We start from the raw sequence: 14806 nt of genomic DNA on the forward strand, positions 1-14806 counted from the left end.
GTCCGCGGCCGCGTTTGTTCGTCGAGACGCCTGCGGCTGCTTCGGTGGCGTGGCGTTTGGTGGCCCAGGCTTCGGTGGCGCGGGCCTGTGCTGCCGCGGCGGCGGCCTTGAGATGCTCGAAGCGTTCGACCGCGCCGCGCAGGACCGCTTCATCGGCGTCGGCATCGAAGTCGAACAAACTTTCGAACATGAGGACGACGATACGCCCCGCCACCGACAAGTTCAGACGACCTCGACACCGGCTTCCCGCAACGCCGCGACAGCGTCGGAGGTGCTCGTCGGCGCCACGCCCGCGGTGAGATCCAGCAGCACCCGGGTACGGAAGCCCTCGGCTGCGGCGTCCGCGGCGGTGGCCTTCACGCAGTAGTCGGTGGCGATGCCGACCACGTCGACCTCGTCGACACCGCGCTCGCGTAACCACGAAGCCAGTCCGGTGCCGGCCGCGTCCGCGCCCTCGAATCCGCTGTAGGCCGCCGAATACTCACCCTTGGTGAACACCGCTTCCACCGCGGCCGGATCGAACGACGGGTGGAACTCGACACCGGGCGTGCCGACCACGCAGTGGCGCGGCCACGAGTCCCGGTAGTCGGGCGTCTCGGAGAAGTGCGAGCCGGGATCGATGTGGTTGTCCTTGGTGGCCACCACATGGTCGTAGTCGTGGGCGGTCAGCAGGGCCGCCACCGCGCGGGCGACCTCGGCGCCGCCGGCAACGGCCAGCGATCCGCCCTCGCAGAAGTCCCGTTGCACATCGACGACGATCAAGGCCCGCATACCGAAAGCCTAGCCGCCGAACAGCAGGTACAGCCCCGTGAAGGTATAGCCGACCATCACCAGCATCATCGCCAGCTGCCCGGTCAGCTGATGCCGCCTCGGCAGCACCCGTAACGCGCAGTCGTGCGCGGCCACCACCCCGGCGATGTGGCCGCCCAGGACGAAGAGGACCTTCAAGGTGGCCAGCACCGACGGGTGCAGGGACAGCACGTAATACACGTGCGCATCGTGCATACCCAGCAGTGCGTAGACGGTCTGCTGGCCCTTCTCGACCAGATAGGTCAGGTAGTGCGCGAACACATAGCCGATGACGATCGGGATGAGTGAGTGCGCCATCAACCCCGGCAGTCGGCGGCGCAGATCCCCGTCCACCCCGCCGGTGGCGCGGGCGGCCACGCTGAACGTCACGGCCACCGTCACCACGAACACCAGCAGCCCGACGGTCTTGAAAGCTGTTGGCTGCCAAGCGCCCGAGGTGTGGGCGTCGACGAAACCGCGCCACGCCGGCGTCGCCGAGAAGCTGTCGAAGGCCGTCGACCCCAGCAGTACCGCGAGTACGGTGACCGTCGCGGGCCGAATCGGCAACGTGGGTAGGTGGTGGAACGGGTTGCCGACGGCGATCTGGCCGTCCGCGTTGCGCCGCACGGGGGCACACCGCGACGCGACCACGCTGTACACCTCGAACGGGTCGGCGTGCGAGCACCACCGGGTGCCTAAGGCAATGGCGCCGCCGAGGGTCACGCCGAGGTAGATCAGCAGCCAGATCTTCACGGCGCCAAGCGAACCCGGATCAGGGCTGGCCAGCTCGAGCCAGACGAAGGCGAACAGGCCCAGCGCTGCCGGCCAATAGCCGAGGCGCACCGGATACCCGTCGGCGCGGACGCGGAGCAGCCGGGCAAGGGTGCGGACGGGCGACAGTACCCGCCAGACCGGGCCGAAAAGCACTGACAGCGCGACGATTCCGACCCACAGCAGCACGTAGAAGACGCCAGGCAACGCGTTCGACGAGTTCTGCGGACCCCATACCGCAGCCGCGGCCACCCACAGCGTGAAGGCGAGCCCCAGCAGGCCCACGGCCCAGCGGGTGACCGCAGCGTCCACCGCGGAGGTCACCCACCGTGGCAGCGGGCGTCCCGGCGTCGCCGGATCGAAGCGAGGCTTACGCCATGCCAGCGCCACCACGGCGAACGTGAAGGTCAGCGCCCAAGCCGCGCCGATCAGCGCGTAGGTCAGCGGGATCGGCAGATCGGCCGAGCCGCCGAGCCCATGGGCCAGCAGAGTCACTGCACCGTGATGGTGGCGACGGTCTTGTCCAGGTGGTGCAGCTCGACATCGACCTTGCCGGGCACGTCCACGGAGAACTGGAACGCCTGACCGTTCTCCGGCTTGATGTCGAACGTGTGCTCGGGATTGGAGTGCACGTGCAACTGATCGGCCACATCGCTGTTCACCCGGACGATGATCGGCTGCTTCACCTTGGCCTGCACCTGTTGATTGGTGGGCGTGACATTGCCGCCCGCGATGGTGACGTCGAGGACGACGCGTTCCGGCGGGGTCTGCTGGTCTGTCATGGCCGGTGCGGCGGTCCCGCTACTGGAGGCCGTGCTGGGGTTCTCCGACGATGTCGAGCCGCCGCAACCGGCGACCAGGAGGGCGACCGCGCCGGCGGCGGCCAGGGTCTTGAAAAGTGTCACGCTGAACCATCCTCGTCGGTCAGACCTGCGTTCTCACTGTCAGAGTCATCATCGGGGTTGGCCCGCCGGTCGCGCATGGCCACCCAAGCCACCACTCCGGCCACCACGACCGCCGGTGCGAACGCCGGCAGTGCCAGTAAGAGCGAGTGGTCGGCGAGAACGGTCACGGTTGCCCGACGGGTTCCCGGGCCTCGGCAGCGACGTGCTTCTCGCGTGAATTGATCCGTCCCGCACCCCAACTGAGCAACGCGATGAGGATCAGCGAGCACGCCAGCACCACCAGCGATGCCGCGCTGTACAGCCAGGACGGCACGTCGAGGTTGCGTTCGCGCTGCAACACCTTGATCTCTTCACTGAACGGCCGTGAGGTCGAGGCCAACGCTGGGGTCTCCTCGGCGCCGATACCCGGATCAGCGGGCAGGAACACCGGAACGGCTGCCATGGTCCGGCCGTCCTGCACGCGCAGCACCGTCTTCCAGGTGCCCCACACCGGGATGGGTCGGGTGGAGCGGTAATGGCCGGGGCCCACCCGCTCCAGATGGTCGATGACCAGTCCGCGGTCGTGTTCCAGCTTGCCCTGCCAGGCCAGGATGGACACCCATTCGGGGTCATCGCTGATCAGGTTGGCCGGGGTGATCTGGACGTCGGCGTCGGCCAGCCGCTGGCCCTCGGGGCCGGGCACGTCGGTGAGGGTGATCTGCGCGCTGGCGTTCTCCGGGACGGAGACGTTGAGCCCGTTGGCGATGGCGCCGCCGATCACCAGCACCGTGACGGTCACGATGCCGATGCCGATACCGCGCGACGGCAGCTTCTGCCCGGTGAGCACGATGGCCAGCAGTGCGCCGCACATGCCCATCCCGATGGCCACCGGCACCGAGGTCGCCAGCGCCTCACCCCACATGCTCTGCGGCCACGGGTTGCGGAACACGGCGTCGACCCAGAAGGACTCCAGCCACATGCCGACGGACCCGATCCCCAGGCCTGCGACCGCGCCGAACAGGATGGGCCGCTTGACAAGTGGGGTCAGGCCCAGGAGTTCGACCACGATCGCCGCGCCCAGGTAGAGGGCGAACCAGCTGGGCGGGGCGCCCAGCACCGGACCGACGACGAAGGACACCAGGCCGCGGATCAGCAGGGCGAAGGCGATGGCGCCGAAGGTGGCGAACCGGCCGAGGAAGAGCCGGGTGACGACCAGCGACATGGCCGCGGCCGCGGCGATCAGCATGGGGTGCAGCACCAGCCGGAACTGCTCGACGCCGAAGTCGTATTCGACGGGGAACACCGAGAGGCCGATGACCAGACCGCCGCACGCCAGATAGGCCAGGATGCTGCGGCGCTGCGCGGGTGCCTCGGCGCCCATCGCGATGTCACCCTCGCGGGTCAGCAACAGGGTGGCCACCAGCGACAGTCCGGCGCCGCCGATCAGCATCAGATGGGTGGGGCCCCACAGGGTGACGTCCTGGCCGAAGATGCGGTGCCAGATGTCGTCGAGCGGGAACCCGATGAGCGCGTACAGGCCGCAGCCGGCCATCAGGATGCCGCCGACGGGTGCGTACCAGGTGCGGGTGATCTTCACCGCTGCCGGTCCGGGCTTGTCATAAGGCAGGATGATCGACAGCGATCCGGCGATGAACAGCAGGAACAGCCCGATCAGGATGAAGTAGTGGGCGGGGTTGGCCAGCGGCCCGGCGTCGCGGCCCTTGCCGATGTGCAGGCTGACATCCCAGATGAAGCCGAACATCGCGCAGATGATCGTCGAGGTGAACAGCAGCGCCGGCAGGGCGACCCAGGGCGGCCGGTTCATCTTGCGGCCCGCGAGTTCGGCCAGATTCTGCAGCCAGGTGATGCGGCGCTGACGGTGCAGGTAGCCGATCCACAACAGGCCGGCGGTGACGATGGTGGCCACCACCGACATCCCGATGACCTGGTCCAGTGCAGCACCGCCGCCTTCGGTTCCGGCCGCGGCCAACACTGTGCTCGTTGCGTCGATCTGTTGCGCCATTATCCCACCCCGCCACGTCGAAGAGCCCGTACCTACTCGCCGGTAATATTGTCAGAAAGCTGTATTCGAAACCAGGGGTACCGGTCGCGTTTACGAGCCTAGGCAGTTTGCTGACGCCGCGGCTAGCCTTGATGCGATGAAACTCGCGGGCCTGCGCCAGCGCGACGGCGTCACCTGCGGCCCAACCGTGGCGGTGGTGGCGGGTGCGCTGCTGGATCCGGCGTACCGCGAAGCTCTGGAACACACAGAACTCTTCGAGGCCGAGCAGGGCCGGGTACACCGTCTGGTCAACCGCTTCTGGCCGCGCCGGCTGGGGACGACGCCACCCGGGGTGGCTCGCGCCATCAACGCACACAGCCCTGTCCCGTACCGGTGGAGGCTGTTCCGTGGTCTGCTGCCCGGTGGCCGGGACGACCTGTCCGATCTGCTGGACGCGGTCCGGTCGGGACGCCCGGTGGCGGTGCTCATCGGCCGGCTCGTGCCCCGGCACTGGATCCTCGTCGTCGACGCCGGCGAGGGCAGACTGCACTGCTACGAACCCGGTGCGGGACAGGTCCGCGAGATCGCGATCGGCACCGTCCGGCGCGGCGGGCTGACGGGTCTGGGCTTCCCGACGCCGTTTGCCTTTGTGCTGCCGCGGCAGTGGTGACCCGACGGCCGCGTTGCGTCTGCTAGCTCGTCAAACTATAGTCTGGACACATGTCCAGTGTGTCCCGCCGCAGTTCAGTGCAGTGAGCTGACGTGCGCATCGCCCTGCTTTCCTATCGGAGCAAGACGCACTGTGGTGGCCAAGGTGTGTACGTACGGCACCTGTCCCGCGGCCTGGTCGAGCTCGGCCATGAGGTCGAGGTGTTCTCCGGCCAGCCGTATCCGGACGGGCTGGACCCGCGCGTCCGGCTGACCAAGGTGCCGAGTCTGGATCTCTACCGCGAGCCCGATCCGTTCCGGGTGCCGCGGCCCAGCGAGATCCGGGACAGCATCGATCTGCTGGAGCTGTTCACCATGTGGTCGGCCGGCTTCCCGGAGCCCCGCACCTTCTGCATGCGGGTGGCCCGGATCCTGGCCGCCCGCCGCGCCGAGTTCGACGTCGTGCACGACAACCAGAGCCTGGGTTCCGCGCTGCTGGGCATCGCCGAGGACCTGCCGCTGGTGGCGACCGTGCACCACCCGATCACCCGGGACCGGGTGCTCGAGGTGGCCGCTGCCAAATGGTGGCGCAAGCCCCTGGTGCGGCGCTGGTACGGCTTCGCGGAGATGCAGAAGCGGGTGGCCCGCCGCATCCCCGAACTGTTGACGGTGTCGACCACGTCGGGCGCCGACATCGCCGAGGACTTCGGCGTGACCGGCGACCAGTTGCATGTGGTGCCGCTCGGTGTGGACACCGACCTGTTCCGGCCCGCCGAGCATCGGGTCCCCGGCCGCATCATCGCGATCGCCAGCGCCGACGTTCCGCTCAAGGGCGTCAGCAACCTGCTGCATGCGGTCGCCCGGCTGCGGGCCCACCACAACCTGGACGTCCAGTTGGTGTCCAAGCTGGAACCCAACGGCCCCACCGAGAAACTGATCGCCGAACTCGGTATCTCCGATATCGTGCACAGCTCCAGCGGGCTGCCCGACGAGGAGCTGGCCGCTCTGCTGGCATCGGCGGAGATCGCCTGCATCCCGTCCCTGTACGAGGGCTTCTCGTTACCCGCCGTCGAGGCCATGGCCAGCGGGACGCCGATCGTGGCCAGCCGCGCGGGAGCGCTGCCCGAGGTGCTGGGCGCCGAAGGCGAATGCGCCCGCCTGGTGCCCCCCGGCAATGTCGACCAGCTGACCGCCGTGCTCGGGGAACTGCTGGACTCCCCGGCTCAGCGCCGCGCGCTCGGCGCCGCCGGCCGGCAACGTGCACTGGACGTATTCAGCTGGGAATCTGTTGCCGCTCAGACGGTTTCAGTGTATGAGAAGGCAATAGAGAGGACCTCATCGTGCTGACCGTGGACTATGACCGGCTGGCTATCGGGCCCGGCACCGCGGTGATCGATGTGGGTTGCGGCGCGGGCCGCCATTCCTTCGAGGCCTATCGGCGCGGCGCCGATGTGATCGCCTTCGACCAGAGCGTCGAGGACCTCAACGACGTCGACGCCATCCTGACCGCGATGAAGGACCAGGGCGAGGCTCCTGCCGGCGCCCACGCGGAGGCGGTCAAGGGTGACGCCCTGGACCTGCCCTACGCCGATGGCACTTTCGACGTCGTCATCGCCTCGGAGATCCTCGAGCACGTGCCCGCCGACGACGCGGCCATCGCCGAACTGGTGCGGGTGCTCAAGCCCGGCGGCAAGCTGGCCGTGACGGTACCGCGCTGGCTGCCCGAGAAGGTGTGCTGGCTGCTCTCGGATGAGTACCACGCCAACGAGGGTGGACACATCCGCATTTACCGCGCCGACCAACTGCGCGACAAGATCACCTCTCGCGGCGTGCGGTTCGCAGGCGCGCATCACGCCCACGCGCTGCACGCCCCGTTCTGGTGGCTGAAATGTGCTGTCGGCGTGGATAAGCCGAAGCACCCCGCCGTCACGGCCTATCACAAGCTGCTGGTGTGGGACATGATGAGCCGACCGTGGCTGACGCGGGCCGCCGAGGATGTGCTCAACCCGCTGATCGGTAAGAGCGTCGCTCTATATTTTGAAAAGCCGGCGGCCTTCGAAAATCCGGGCGCGTAGGACACCATGGCTCGCCATGAGATTCCCGGTGTGCGAGGCGTGTTGACGCCGCGCCAATGTGTGCAGACGGCCGAATCGATCGCGGCCACCCAGGAATCGGACGGCGCCGTTCCGTGGTCGGTGGGTGGGCACACCGATCCGTGGGATCACGTCGAGAACCTGATGGCGCTGACGGTGGCGGGCCTGCTCGAGCCGGCCCGCGCCGGTTTCGACTGGTGCCGCCTGACCCAGCGTGCCGACGGCTCGTGGCCCATCCAGTTGCGCAACGGCGTCATCGAGGATGCCAACACCGACAGCAACTTCTGCGCCTACATCGCCACCGGGGTGTGGCATCACGTGCTGATCACCGGGGACCGCAGCTTCGCGCAGCAGATGTGGCCGACCGTCAGCCGGGCCATCGAGCTGGTGCTGAGCATGCAATTGGCGGGCGGCCAGATCAGTTGGGCCAGAAGCGATGCCGGGATGATGGATGAGGCGCTGTTGACCGGTTGCGCGAGCATCTACCACAGCATCCGGTGCGCGCTGGCGCTGGCGAACTATCTGGACGAGCCGCAGCCCGAGTGGGAGGTGGCGGTCGGTCAACTCGGTCACGTCATCGCCGACCATCCGGAGGCGTTCAGCCCCAAGGACACCCACGCGATGGAGTGGTACTACCCGATTCTCGGTGGGGCGGTGCGCGGTGCGGCCGCGCGCGCCCGGATCGAGGACCGCTGGGACGACTTCGTGGTCGACGGCCTGGGCATCCGGTGCGTGGACCACCGGCCGTGGGTGACCGGCGCCGAAACCTGCGAACTGGTGATGGCGCTGGACGCGATGGGCGACCGGGTGAGAGCCCACGAGCAGTTCGCGGCCATGCAGCACCTGCGCGAGACCGACGGCTCCTATTGGACGGGTCTGGTATTCGCCGACGGCAAGCGCTGGCCAGAGGAGCGCACCACCTGGACGGGTGCGGCGATGATCCTGGCCGCCGACGCGTTGTCCTCGGCCAGTCCGGCCGCCGGGATTTTCCGCGGTACCGGGCTGCCGCGCGGCCTGGAGAACGAATTCGACTGCGTCTGTCCGGCTTTCGGCCGCTAGGTACGGCGGCGCAGCTGCACCAGGGCTCCCCGCGCCGGTGCGATCGCCACGCCCCGGGACCGGGAGCGCTCGTCCGGTGCGCCGGTCGGCTCGATGACGAAGTCGCGCAGCAGGGTTCGCAGCACCACCCGCATCTCCATGGTGGCGAACGCGGCGCCGATGCAGCGCCGGACCCCGCCGCCGTAGGGCATCCACTCGGACGGATTCGGTACCCGGCGCAGGAAGCGGTCGGGGTCGAACCGCTGTGGATCGGGGAATACGTTCGGGTCCGAGTGCAGCAGCCCGATGCTCGCTGCGATGGTCTGCCCCTGCGGCAACGCCCACGGGCCCAGTTGCAGCAGAGGGCTTTTCACCTGCCGGAAGGTGACGTCGATGACGGGCCGGATGCGGAGCACCTCGAGGATGGTGGCGTCCAGCAGATCCTCGACGCCGCTGTCGAGTTCGGCGGTGAGCCGCGTCAGCACGTCCGGGTGCCGCTGCAGCCGTTCCACCGCCCAGGCCAGGGTGGTGGCCGTCGTCTCGTGGCCCGCCGCGAGCATGGTGAGAAGCTCGTCGGCGATCTCGACCCGGCTCATCGGACTACCGTCCTCATACCTGCTCTGTAGCAGGGTGGCCAGTACATCGTCACGCTCGGCGAGGGTGGGGTCGGACAGCGCCCGCTCGATCAGCCGGTCCACGATGGCGTCGTACTCGCGGCGGTATCGGTAGACCCGGCCCCACGGGCTCCAACGACCCCAATCCCATTGGGGCACAGGGATGAGCGACAGGGCTGAACCCAGCCTGATCGCCGGTGGCAGCAGCTCACGCAGCCGCTCGAGGTCCTGGCCATCGGCGCCGAATACCGCGCGCAGGATGACGTTGAGGGTGATGCGCATCATCGACGGCAGCGCCGCGAACTCCTGCGCCACCGGCCAGGTGGCGGCCTCGCGTCGTGTCTCTTCCTCGGTGATCTGTTCGAAAGCGGCCAGCCGGCGGCCGTGGAACGGTGGCGTCAGCAGTTTGCGCTGGGCCAGGTGCCGATCGCCGGTCAGTGCGAACAGCGAATTGGGACCCATCACCCGGCCCAGGTTGGCCTCGGTGGTGTCGACGACGGCCGGTCCGCACCGGAACAGTTCGCGCATCTGGTCGGGATCGCTGAGCACCACCAGGTGCCCGAAGATGGGCAGGTCGACGGAGAAGGCCGAGCCGTATCGGGCGCGCAGGATCTGCAGTGCGCGAAGCCGGTCGGCGACGCCGAGGGCACCTTGCACCGTTCGGGGCAGCGGCGGGCCGGGAGGCAGGCACGGAAGCGCGGATGCGATGGTCATAGCGCCGCGCACAGTAGACGGCGGAAACGTCGAACGGGTGGACGGCAGGCGTCCGCTGATCTAGCCCACGCGCTCCAGCAGCCGCAGTGAACTGGTCACCGAGACCTCCCGGAAGTCACCGGAATCGATTGCGCGCCGGTAGATGTGGTATGGGGCCTGGCCGCCGTCGTTCGGGTCGGGGAAGACGTCGTGGATCACCAGGCCGCCGCCCGGCGCCACCCACTTGGCCCAGCCGTCGTAATCGCGCTGGGCGTGCTCCTCGGTGTGGCCGCCGTCGATGAACAGGAACTGCACCGGCGTGCCCCACACCCGCGCCACCGTCGGGGACTTTCCCACGATCGGCACCACGTGGTCTTCCAGGCCGGCCAGATCCAGGGTGTGCCGCAGCGTCGGCAGCGTGTCGAAACGCCGGGTGACCGGGTCGACCAGCGTGGCGTCGTGGTACTCCCACCCGGGCTGGTGTTCCTCGGAGCCGTGATGATGGTCGACGGTGTAGATGACGCCGCCGACCTGGCGGGCGGCCGCGCCGAGCAACACCGTCGACCGGCCGCAGTAGGTGCCGATCTCGACCCCGACACCGCCGGCCAGGTAGTGCACGGCGGCGTCGTAGAGCGCCCGGCCCTCATCGGCGGGCATGAAACCGATGACCGTCTCGGCGAACTCGAAGAGCCGCGCGGCGTCGGGCGGCAGGGCGGTGTCGGCTGCACTCATGGCAGTCAACCTACCGTTGCTGGTGACAGGTCGTTGTAGTAGCGTCCAGACACGTGTCCGACGCGGCTGTGGAGTCGACTCGGCGGCGTCTGAGCGCCAAACAGGCCGACACCGTCGAGCGTCTTGGTCATGCCGCCATCGGCTTGCTGAACCGCGAGGGTTTCGCCGCGCTGACCGTGCGCCGGGTGGCCGCGGATGCCGGCGTGGGTGCGGCCACCGCCTACACCTACTTCTCCTCGAAAGAGCACCTCGTCGCGGAGGTGTTCTGGCGCCGGCTGGCCGCGTCGGCGCCCACCGAGCACGGCGACGGCGACGCGGTGGTCCGGGCGGTGGAGGTGCTGCGCCACATCGCGCTGCTGGTGGCCGACGAACCCGAATTCGCCAGTGCCGTCACGAGTGCGCTGCTGGCGCGTGACCCCGACGTCGAGGTGCTGCGTCAGCGCATCGGGCTGGATATCCGGGAGCGACTGATGGCCGCCCTCGGGCCCGGCACCGACATGACCGTCATCGAGACGCTGGAGCTGCTCTATTCGGGCGCCCTGGTCCGGGCGGGCATGGGATACGTCTCCTACGCCGATATCGCGCCACGCTTGGAACGGTCAGCGCGCCTCATCCTGAGCTGACGCTCCCATCACTGCCACCGAGGCGGTGATGGCCGGTTCCAGGATGTCGCGCACCGGCCTGCTGTCCTCGACGGTGAGCGCGGTGAGTTCACGCAGGCCGCCGAGCAGGATGACCGCCAACGACCGCGACACCGGGGCCAGCCCGGCCCGACGGAATCCCTCGCTGTCGGACAGCTCGACCAACATCTCGGTCAGGGAGCTCATCGCCGAGCGCTGGATGGTGCGCACCGAGGATCCGAGTGCGGGTAGCTCGCGGATCCAGCTCAGGGTGATCTCCGGGCGGGCGGCGATGTGGTCAACATACGAGGCCGCCGCCTGGCCGATCTGGTCACGCCACGGCGCCTGCGGATCGACAGCGGCCCGGATGCCGGCGATCAGGTCGTCATTGTTGGCGTGCAGCAGCTCGACGAAGCATTCTTCCTTTCCCGTGAACTCGTCGTAGAAGGTGCGCTTGGAGGTCTTGGCGTTGCGCACGATGTCGGCGACGGTGGTGGCGCGATAGCCCCGTTCGGCGATGGACGCCGCCAGGCCGTCGAGCAGCCGGGTGCGAAAAGCCGTCATGTCTACTCCAGACCCTTGCGCCCATTCGGTACCACGGAGTACCGTAACGCACACACCATTGGTACACGGCGGTACCAACGTAGGGGTCTGGAGCGCACATGACTGAGACAGCCACCGAGCAGCCGATTCTTCCCCGCGCGGCGCACCTGCCGCCCGGCCCGCGCGTCGCCCGCGCCCTGCAGGGTGTCACGTTCGCCCTCTTCCGCAGGCCGATGACCGAGATGCTGGTGCGCCGCTACGGCCCCGCCGTGACCGTGAGCTTGCCGGTGTTCGGCCAGACCGTCATCATCGCCGACCCGCAGCTGGCCAAGCAGTTGTTCACCGCCAACACCGACGACGTCGGCAACATCCAGCCCAACTTGTCCCGGGTGCTGGGCCCCGGTTCGGTGTTCGCGCTGGACCGCTCCGAGCACCGGCGCCGGCGCAAGTTGCTGACCCCGCCGTTCCACGGCAAGAGCATCAAGAACTACGAGCGCATCTTCGAAGAGGAGACGCAGCGCGAAGCCGCGAGCTGGCCTGTGGGGCAAGAGTTCCCGACGCTGGAGCCGATGATGCGGATCACCTTGAACGCCATTCTGCGTGCGGTGTTCGGCGCCGACGGTGCGCATCTGGACGAGCTGCGCCACATCATCCCGCCCTGGGTCACCCTGGGCTCCCGGCTGGCGACCATGCCCAAGCCGGCGCGCGATCTCGGGCGGTACAGCCCGTGGGGCCGACTCGCGGAATACCGCCGCCGGTACGACGCGGTGGTGGGCACGCTCATCGACGAGGTCCGCGCCGACCCGGGCCTGGCCGACCGCGACGACGTGCTGGCCCTGATGCTGCGCAGCACCTACGAGGACGGTTCCGCGATGTCCCGCGACGACATCGCCGACGAGCTGCTGACGCTGCTGGCCGCCGGGCACGAGACGACGGCATCCACCATGGGCTGGGTGTTCGAGCGGATCAGCCGGCACCCGCAGGTGCTGGCCAGGCTGGTCGAAGAGGCCGACGGGGACGGCAACGAATACCGTTCGGCCGTCATCCTGGAGACACAGCGGGCGCGCACCGTCATCGACTTCGCCGGCAGACATGTCTACACGCCGACTTTCGAACTCGGTGAATGGGTTGTCCCGCAAGGGCATTCGATCATGGTCAGCCTGTCCCAGCTGCACAAGCGGGAGTTCGCCGACGCGGACCGATTCGACCCGGAGCGCTTCCTGGGCACCCGGCCGCCGCTGGCCTGGGCCGCCTACGGCGGCGGCACCCGGCGCTGCGTCGGCGCGGTGTTCGCCAATGTCGAGATGGACATCGTGCTGCGAACGGTGCTGCGGCACTTCACCGTCGCCACCACCACCGCGCCCGCTGAGAAGGTGCATTCCCGGGGGATCGCCTTCACACCGAAGCGCGGTGGCAGGGTCACGCTCTACGAGCGTTAAACCGCCACGGCGGTGCCGTGATCAGACCTCAGCGCGCTTGGGCAGCTTCCAGCCGGCCCGCGGGAAGTGGCAGGTGTATCCCGACGGGTAGCGCACCAGGTAATCCTGGTGTTCCGGCTCGGCGTCCCAGAAGTCGGCCTCGGGGACGACCTCTGTGACCACCTTGCCGGGCCACAGCCCGGACGCGTCCACGTCGGCGATGGTGTCCAGCGCCACCTGCTTCTGCTCGTCGTCGACGTAGAAGATCGCCGAACGGTAGCTGCTGCCGACGTCGTTGCCCTGCCGGTCCTTCGTGGACGGATCGTGGATCTGGTAGAAGAACTCCAGCAGCGCCCGGTAGTCGGTCTGGGCGGGGTCGTAGATGATCTCGATGGCCTCGGCGTGCCCGGGGTGATTGCGGTACGTCGGGTGATCGTTTTTTCCGCCGGTGTAGCCGACCCGGGTGGAGACCACACCGGGCTGCTTACGGATCAGGTCCTGCATGCCCCAGAAGCAGCCGCCCGCCAGAATCGCCTTCTGGTTGTTGTTCACTTGTCCTCCTGTGTCGTGAAGAGCGTCCGATATTCGCCGTAGCCCTGCGCCTCGAGATCGTCGAGGTGGATGAACCTCAGCGAAGCCGAGTTGATGCAGTAGCGCAACCCGCCCCGGTCGCGGGGACCGTCGGTGAACAGGTGGCCGAGGTGGCTGTCGGCGTTCGCCGACCGCACCTCGGTTCTGAGCATCAGATGGGAGAAGTCGCGCTTGCGCACCACGTTCGCGGAGTCGATCGGCTTGGTGAAACTGGGCCAACCGCTGCCGCTGTCGAACTTGTCGGTGGAGGCGAACAACGGTTCGCCCGACACCACGTCGACGTAGATACCCGGTTCGTGGTTGTCCCAATACTCGCCGGTGAACGGCCGCTCGGTGCCGTCACGCTGGGTGACCCGGTACTGCTCCGGGGTCAGCGCATCCACCGCGCCCGGGTTCTTGTTGAACGTCATGCTTTTACAACCCCGGTGACATGCGGTTAGTTCCCGTCGCGCACCCGCTCGACGACCGCCAGGATCTGGTCGGCCACGGCCCGGGGCTGGTACAGCATCTGGTTGTGCCCGGTGCCCGGGATGGTCACGTTGGTGGTGCCCAGCGCGGCCGCCAGCAGGTCGTTGGCCGTGTGAATCTGCGCCAGGGTGTAGTTGTCCGGCTTCACCACCCACGGCGGGGCGAACTTGTCCGCGCTCAGCACGATGGCGGGCACCCGCGGCAGCGGAGGTGCGGCGGCGATCTGGGCGAAGGCGTCGTCGGCCAGGATGGCCTCGGGGCTCGCCGGATCGATCGCCATGCCGTCGGTGTTGAACGCCGCGTTCTGGTCGGGCCGGCCCACCGACAGAAGGAACTCCGACGTCGGCTCGGAGAACACCAAGCCACTGACCAGTTCCGGGTTGGTGCGGGCCAACAGGTCCAGGATCAGCGCGCCGTAGGAATGCGCGACGAACACCATCGGTGTCGGAAGGTCCGCCGCGGCAATGAGTTTGCGCACGTCGTCGACATCGTCGGTCAGGTGGTGCGGCTGCCGCACCGGGGTCGATCGGTCGGCGCCGTCGGGCCGGGTGTCGGGGCGGTCGTAGATACAGATCCTGGTGCCCGCCGCGACCAGGGGTTGCGCCGAGGCCGGGCTCAGGGCCGGCTCGGCCTCTTCGATCACGTCATAGGGAGACGACCGCGCCGGGTCGCCGGGCGGGATGGCGGCGTTCCACGCCTGCGCGTAACTGCCCTTGCCGGGGATGACGAACACCGTTGGCGCGCCCGAGCCTTGGCAGTCCAGGAACAGCGAACGGCCTCCGCCGATGGGCACCAGACCGGACGTGTCGGCTGCGGCGGTCGGCAGCGCACCGGTGACGGTGAGCAGTGCGGCGACCAGGACCGGCCGGATCCACATGCGCTCACGATACGTCCAGCGCACT

Annotated in this window: 17 protein-coding genes and 1 pseudogene; 6 read left to right on the forward strand and 12 right to left on the reverse strand. The window is 68.4% G+C overall.

What is annotated here, in order from left to right:
- From AC1DY7_RS27170 to AC1DY7_RS27195, 6 genes and pseudogenes are all read right to left on the reverse strand, one after another.
- Positions 1 to 190, reverse strand: a pseudogene (locus AC1DY7_RS27170) (HNH endonuclease); the annotation flags it as partial.
- A gap of 32 nt (positions 191 to 222) precedes the next feature.
- Positions 223 to 771: an isochorismatase family protein gene (locus tag AC1DY7_RS27175; protein ID WP_477496858.1), complete on the reverse strand. Its 549-nt coding sequence runs from the start codon at positions 769 to 771 to the stop codon at positions 223 to 225.
- A gap of 9 nt (positions 772 to 780) precedes the next feature.
- Positions 781 to 2055 (reverse strand): hypothetical protein, encoded by a 1275-nt coding sequence (locus AC1DY7_RS27180; RefSeq protein ID WP_477496859.1) that lies wholly within the window; start codon positions 2053 to 2055, stop codon positions 781 to 783.
- The gene (locus AC1DY7_RS27185) at positions 2052 to 2465 is read right to left on the reverse strand and encodes a hypothetical protein (RefSeq protein WP_477496860.1); all 414 of its coding nucleotides are present in this window, start codon (positions 2463 to 2465) and stop codon (positions 2052 to 2054) included. The genes AC1DY7_RS27180 and AC1DY7_RS27185 overlap by 4 nt, the downstream gene beginning before the upstream one ends.
- Positions 2462 to 2632: a hypothetical protein gene (locus AC1DY7_RS27190; protein WP_477496861.1), complete on the reverse strand. Its 171-nt coding sequence runs from the start codon at positions 2630 to 2632 to the stop codon at positions 2462 to 2464. Before AC1DY7_RS27190 ends, AC1DY7_RS27185 begins: the two co-directional genes overlap by 4 nt.
- A complete protein-coding gene (locus AC1DY7_RS27195; protein ID WP_477496862.1) occupies positions 2629 to 4467 on the reverse strand; it encodes a hypothetical protein in 1839 nt (612 codons plus the stop codon). The genes AC1DY7_RS27190 and AC1DY7_RS27195 overlap by 4 nt, the downstream gene beginning before the upstream one ends.
- A 136-nt stretch (positions 4468 to 4603) precedes the next feature.
- On the opposite strand from AC1DY7_RS27195, the gene AC1DY7_RS27200 reads away from it, so the two are divergent.
- The 4 genes from AC1DY7_RS27200 to AC1DY7_RS27215 all read left to right on the forward strand — a co-directional run bounded on the left by AC1DY7_RS27200 (position 4604) and on the right by AC1DY7_RS27215 (position 8246).
- Positions 4604 to 5116 (forward strand): hypothetical protein, encoded by a 513-nt coding sequence (locus AC1DY7_RS27200; RefSeq protein ID WP_477496863.1) that lies wholly within the window; start codon positions 4604 to 4606, stop codon positions 5114 to 5116.
- A 92-nt stretch (positions 5117 to 5208) separates the two neighbouring features.
- Positions 5209 to 6441 (forward strand): glycosyltransferase family 4 protein, encoded by a 1233-nt coding sequence (locus AC1DY7_RS27205; RefSeq protein WP_477496864.1) that lies wholly within the window; start codon positions 5209 to 5211, stop codon positions 6439 to 6441.
- The gene (locus tag AC1DY7_RS27210; protein ID WP_477496865.1) at positions 6435 to 7169 is read left to right on the forward strand and encodes a class I SAM-dependent methyltransferase; all 735 of its coding nucleotides are present in this window, start codon (positions 6435 to 6437) and stop codon (positions 7167 to 7169) included. Before AC1DY7_RS27205 ends, AC1DY7_RS27210 begins: the two co-directional genes overlap by 7 nt.
- Before the next feature lie 6 nt (positions 7170 to 7175).
- Positions 7176 to 8246: a prenyltransferase gene (locus AC1DY7_RS27215; RefSeq protein WP_477496866.1), complete on the forward strand. Its 1071-nt coding sequence runs from the start codon at positions 7176 to 7178 to the stop codon at positions 8244 to 8246.
- Here the strand turns inward: AC1DY7_RS27215 and AC1DY7_RS27220 are convergent.
- Together AC1DY7_RS27220 and AC1DY7_RS27225 are read right to left on the reverse strand one after the other, a co-directional pair.
- Positions 8243 to 9565, reverse strand: a complete 1323-nt coding sequence (locus AC1DY7_RS27220; RefSeq protein WP_477496867.1) for a cytochrome P450 — start codon at positions 9563 to 9565, stop codon at positions 8243 to 8245. The two genes, AC1DY7_RS27215 and AC1DY7_RS27220, sit on opposite strands and share 4 nt — an antisense overlap.
- A 48-nt stretch (positions 9566 to 9613) precedes the next feature.
- A complete protein-coding gene (locus tag AC1DY7_RS27225; protein ID WP_477496868.1) occupies positions 9614 to 10264 on the reverse strand; it encodes a class I SAM-dependent methyltransferase in 651 nt (216 codons plus the stop codon).
- Positions 10265 to 10317: 53 nt separating this feature from the next.
- Between AC1DY7_RS27225 and AC1DY7_RS27230 the strand changes: the two genes are divergently transcribed.
- The gene (locus AC1DY7_RS27230) at positions 10318 to 10887 is read left to right on the forward strand and encodes a TetR family transcriptional regulator (protein WP_477496869.1); all 570 of its coding nucleotides are present in this window, start codon (positions 10318 to 10320) and stop codon (positions 10885 to 10887) included.
- Here AC1DY7_RS27230 and AC1DY7_RS27235 read toward each other — a convergent pair.
- Positions 10864 to 11448 carry a TetR/AcrR family transcriptional regulator gene (locus tag AC1DY7_RS27235; RefSeq protein ID WP_477496870.1) on the reverse strand — a complete coding sequence of 195 codons (585 nt, stop codon included), beginning with the start codon at positions 11446 to 11448 and terminating at the stop codon, positions 10864 to 10866. The genes AC1DY7_RS27230 and AC1DY7_RS27235 overlap by 24 nt on opposite strands.
- A 98-nt stretch (positions 11449 to 11546) precedes the next feature.
- Here AC1DY7_RS27235 and AC1DY7_RS27240 point away from each other — a divergent pair, with 98 nt between their 5' ends.
- Positions 11547 to 12866: a cytochrome P450 gene (locus AC1DY7_RS27240; RefSeq protein WP_477496871.1), complete on the forward strand. Its 1320-nt coding sequence runs from the start codon at positions 11547 to 11549 to the stop codon at positions 12864 to 12866.
- Between the two features lie 21 nt (positions 12867 to 12887).
- Here AC1DY7_RS27240 and msrA read toward each other — a convergent pair whose 3' ends face one another.
- From msrA to AC1DY7_RS27255, 3 genes are read right to left on the reverse strand one after another with little or no spacing between them, the layout of a single operon-like run.
- On the reverse strand, positions 12888 to 13397 hold the full coding sequence (gene msrA / locus AC1DY7_RS27245; protein ID WP_477496872.1) for a peptide-methionine (S)-S-oxide reductase MsrA: 510 nt from the start codon (positions 13395 to 13397) through the stop codon (positions 12888 to 12890).
- On the reverse strand, positions 13394 to 13846 hold the full coding sequence (msrB, locus tag AC1DY7_RS27250; protein ID WP_477496873.1) for a peptide-methionine (R)-S-oxide reductase MsrB: 453 nt from the start codon (positions 13844 to 13846) through the stop codon (positions 13394 to 13396). Before msrB ends, msrA begins: the two co-directional genes overlap by 4 nt.
- Positions 13847 to 13872: 26 nt before the next feature.
- Positions 13873 to 14781 (reverse strand): alpha/beta fold hydrolase, encoded by a 909-nt coding sequence (locus tag AC1DY7_RS27255; RefSeq protein ID WP_477496874.1) that lies wholly within the window; start codon positions 14779 to 14781, stop codon positions 13873 to 13875.
- Between the last annotated feature and the right edge of the window lie 25 nt (positions 14782 to 14806).

This window comes from Mycobacterium sp. P2_H7 (assembly GCF_056403275.1).

What these genes read in the sequence shown, in the direction of transcription:
- AC1DY7_RS27225 (WP_477496868.1), bottom strand. Translation starts at nt 10,264, where the DNA reads ATGAGTGCAGCCGACACCGCCCTGCCGCCCGACGCCGCGCGGCTCTTC.
- AC1DY7_RS27235 (WP_477496870.1), bottom strand. Translation starts at nt 11,448, where the DNA reads ATGACGGCTTTTCGCACCCGGCTGCTCGACGGCCTGGCGGCGTCCATC.
- AC1DY7_RS27175 (WP_477496858.1), bottom strand. Translation starts at nt 771, where the DNA reads ATGCGGGCCTTGATCGTCGTCGATGTGCAACGGGACTTCTGCGAGGGC.
- msrB (WP_477496873.1), bottom strand. Translation starts at nt 13,846, where the DNA reads ATGACGTTCAACAAGAACCCGGGCGCGGTGGATGCGCTGACCCCGGAG.
- AC1DY7_RS27255 (WP_477496874.1), bottom strand. Translation starts at nt 14,781, where the DNA reads ATGTGGATCCGGCCGGTCCTGGTCGCCGCACTGCTCACCGTCACCGGT.
- AC1DY7_RS27240 (WP_477496871.1), top strand. Translation starts at nt 11,547, where the DNA reads ATGACTGAGACAGCCACCGAGCAGCCGATTCTTCCCCGCGCGGCGCAC.
- AC1DY7_RS27200 (WP_477496863.1), top strand. Translation starts at nt 4,604, where the DNA reads ATGAAACTCGCGGGCCTGCGCCAGCGCGACGGCGTCACCTGCGGCCCA.
- AC1DY7_RS27195 (WP_477496862.1), bottom strand. Translation starts at nt 4,467, where the DNA reads ATGGCGCAACAGATCGACGCAACGAGCACAGTGTTGGCCGCGGCCGGA.
- AC1DY7_RS27215 (WP_477496866.1), top strand. Translation starts at nt 7,176, where the DNA reads ATGGCTCGCCATGAGATTCCCGGTGTGCGAGGCGTGTTGACGCCGCGC.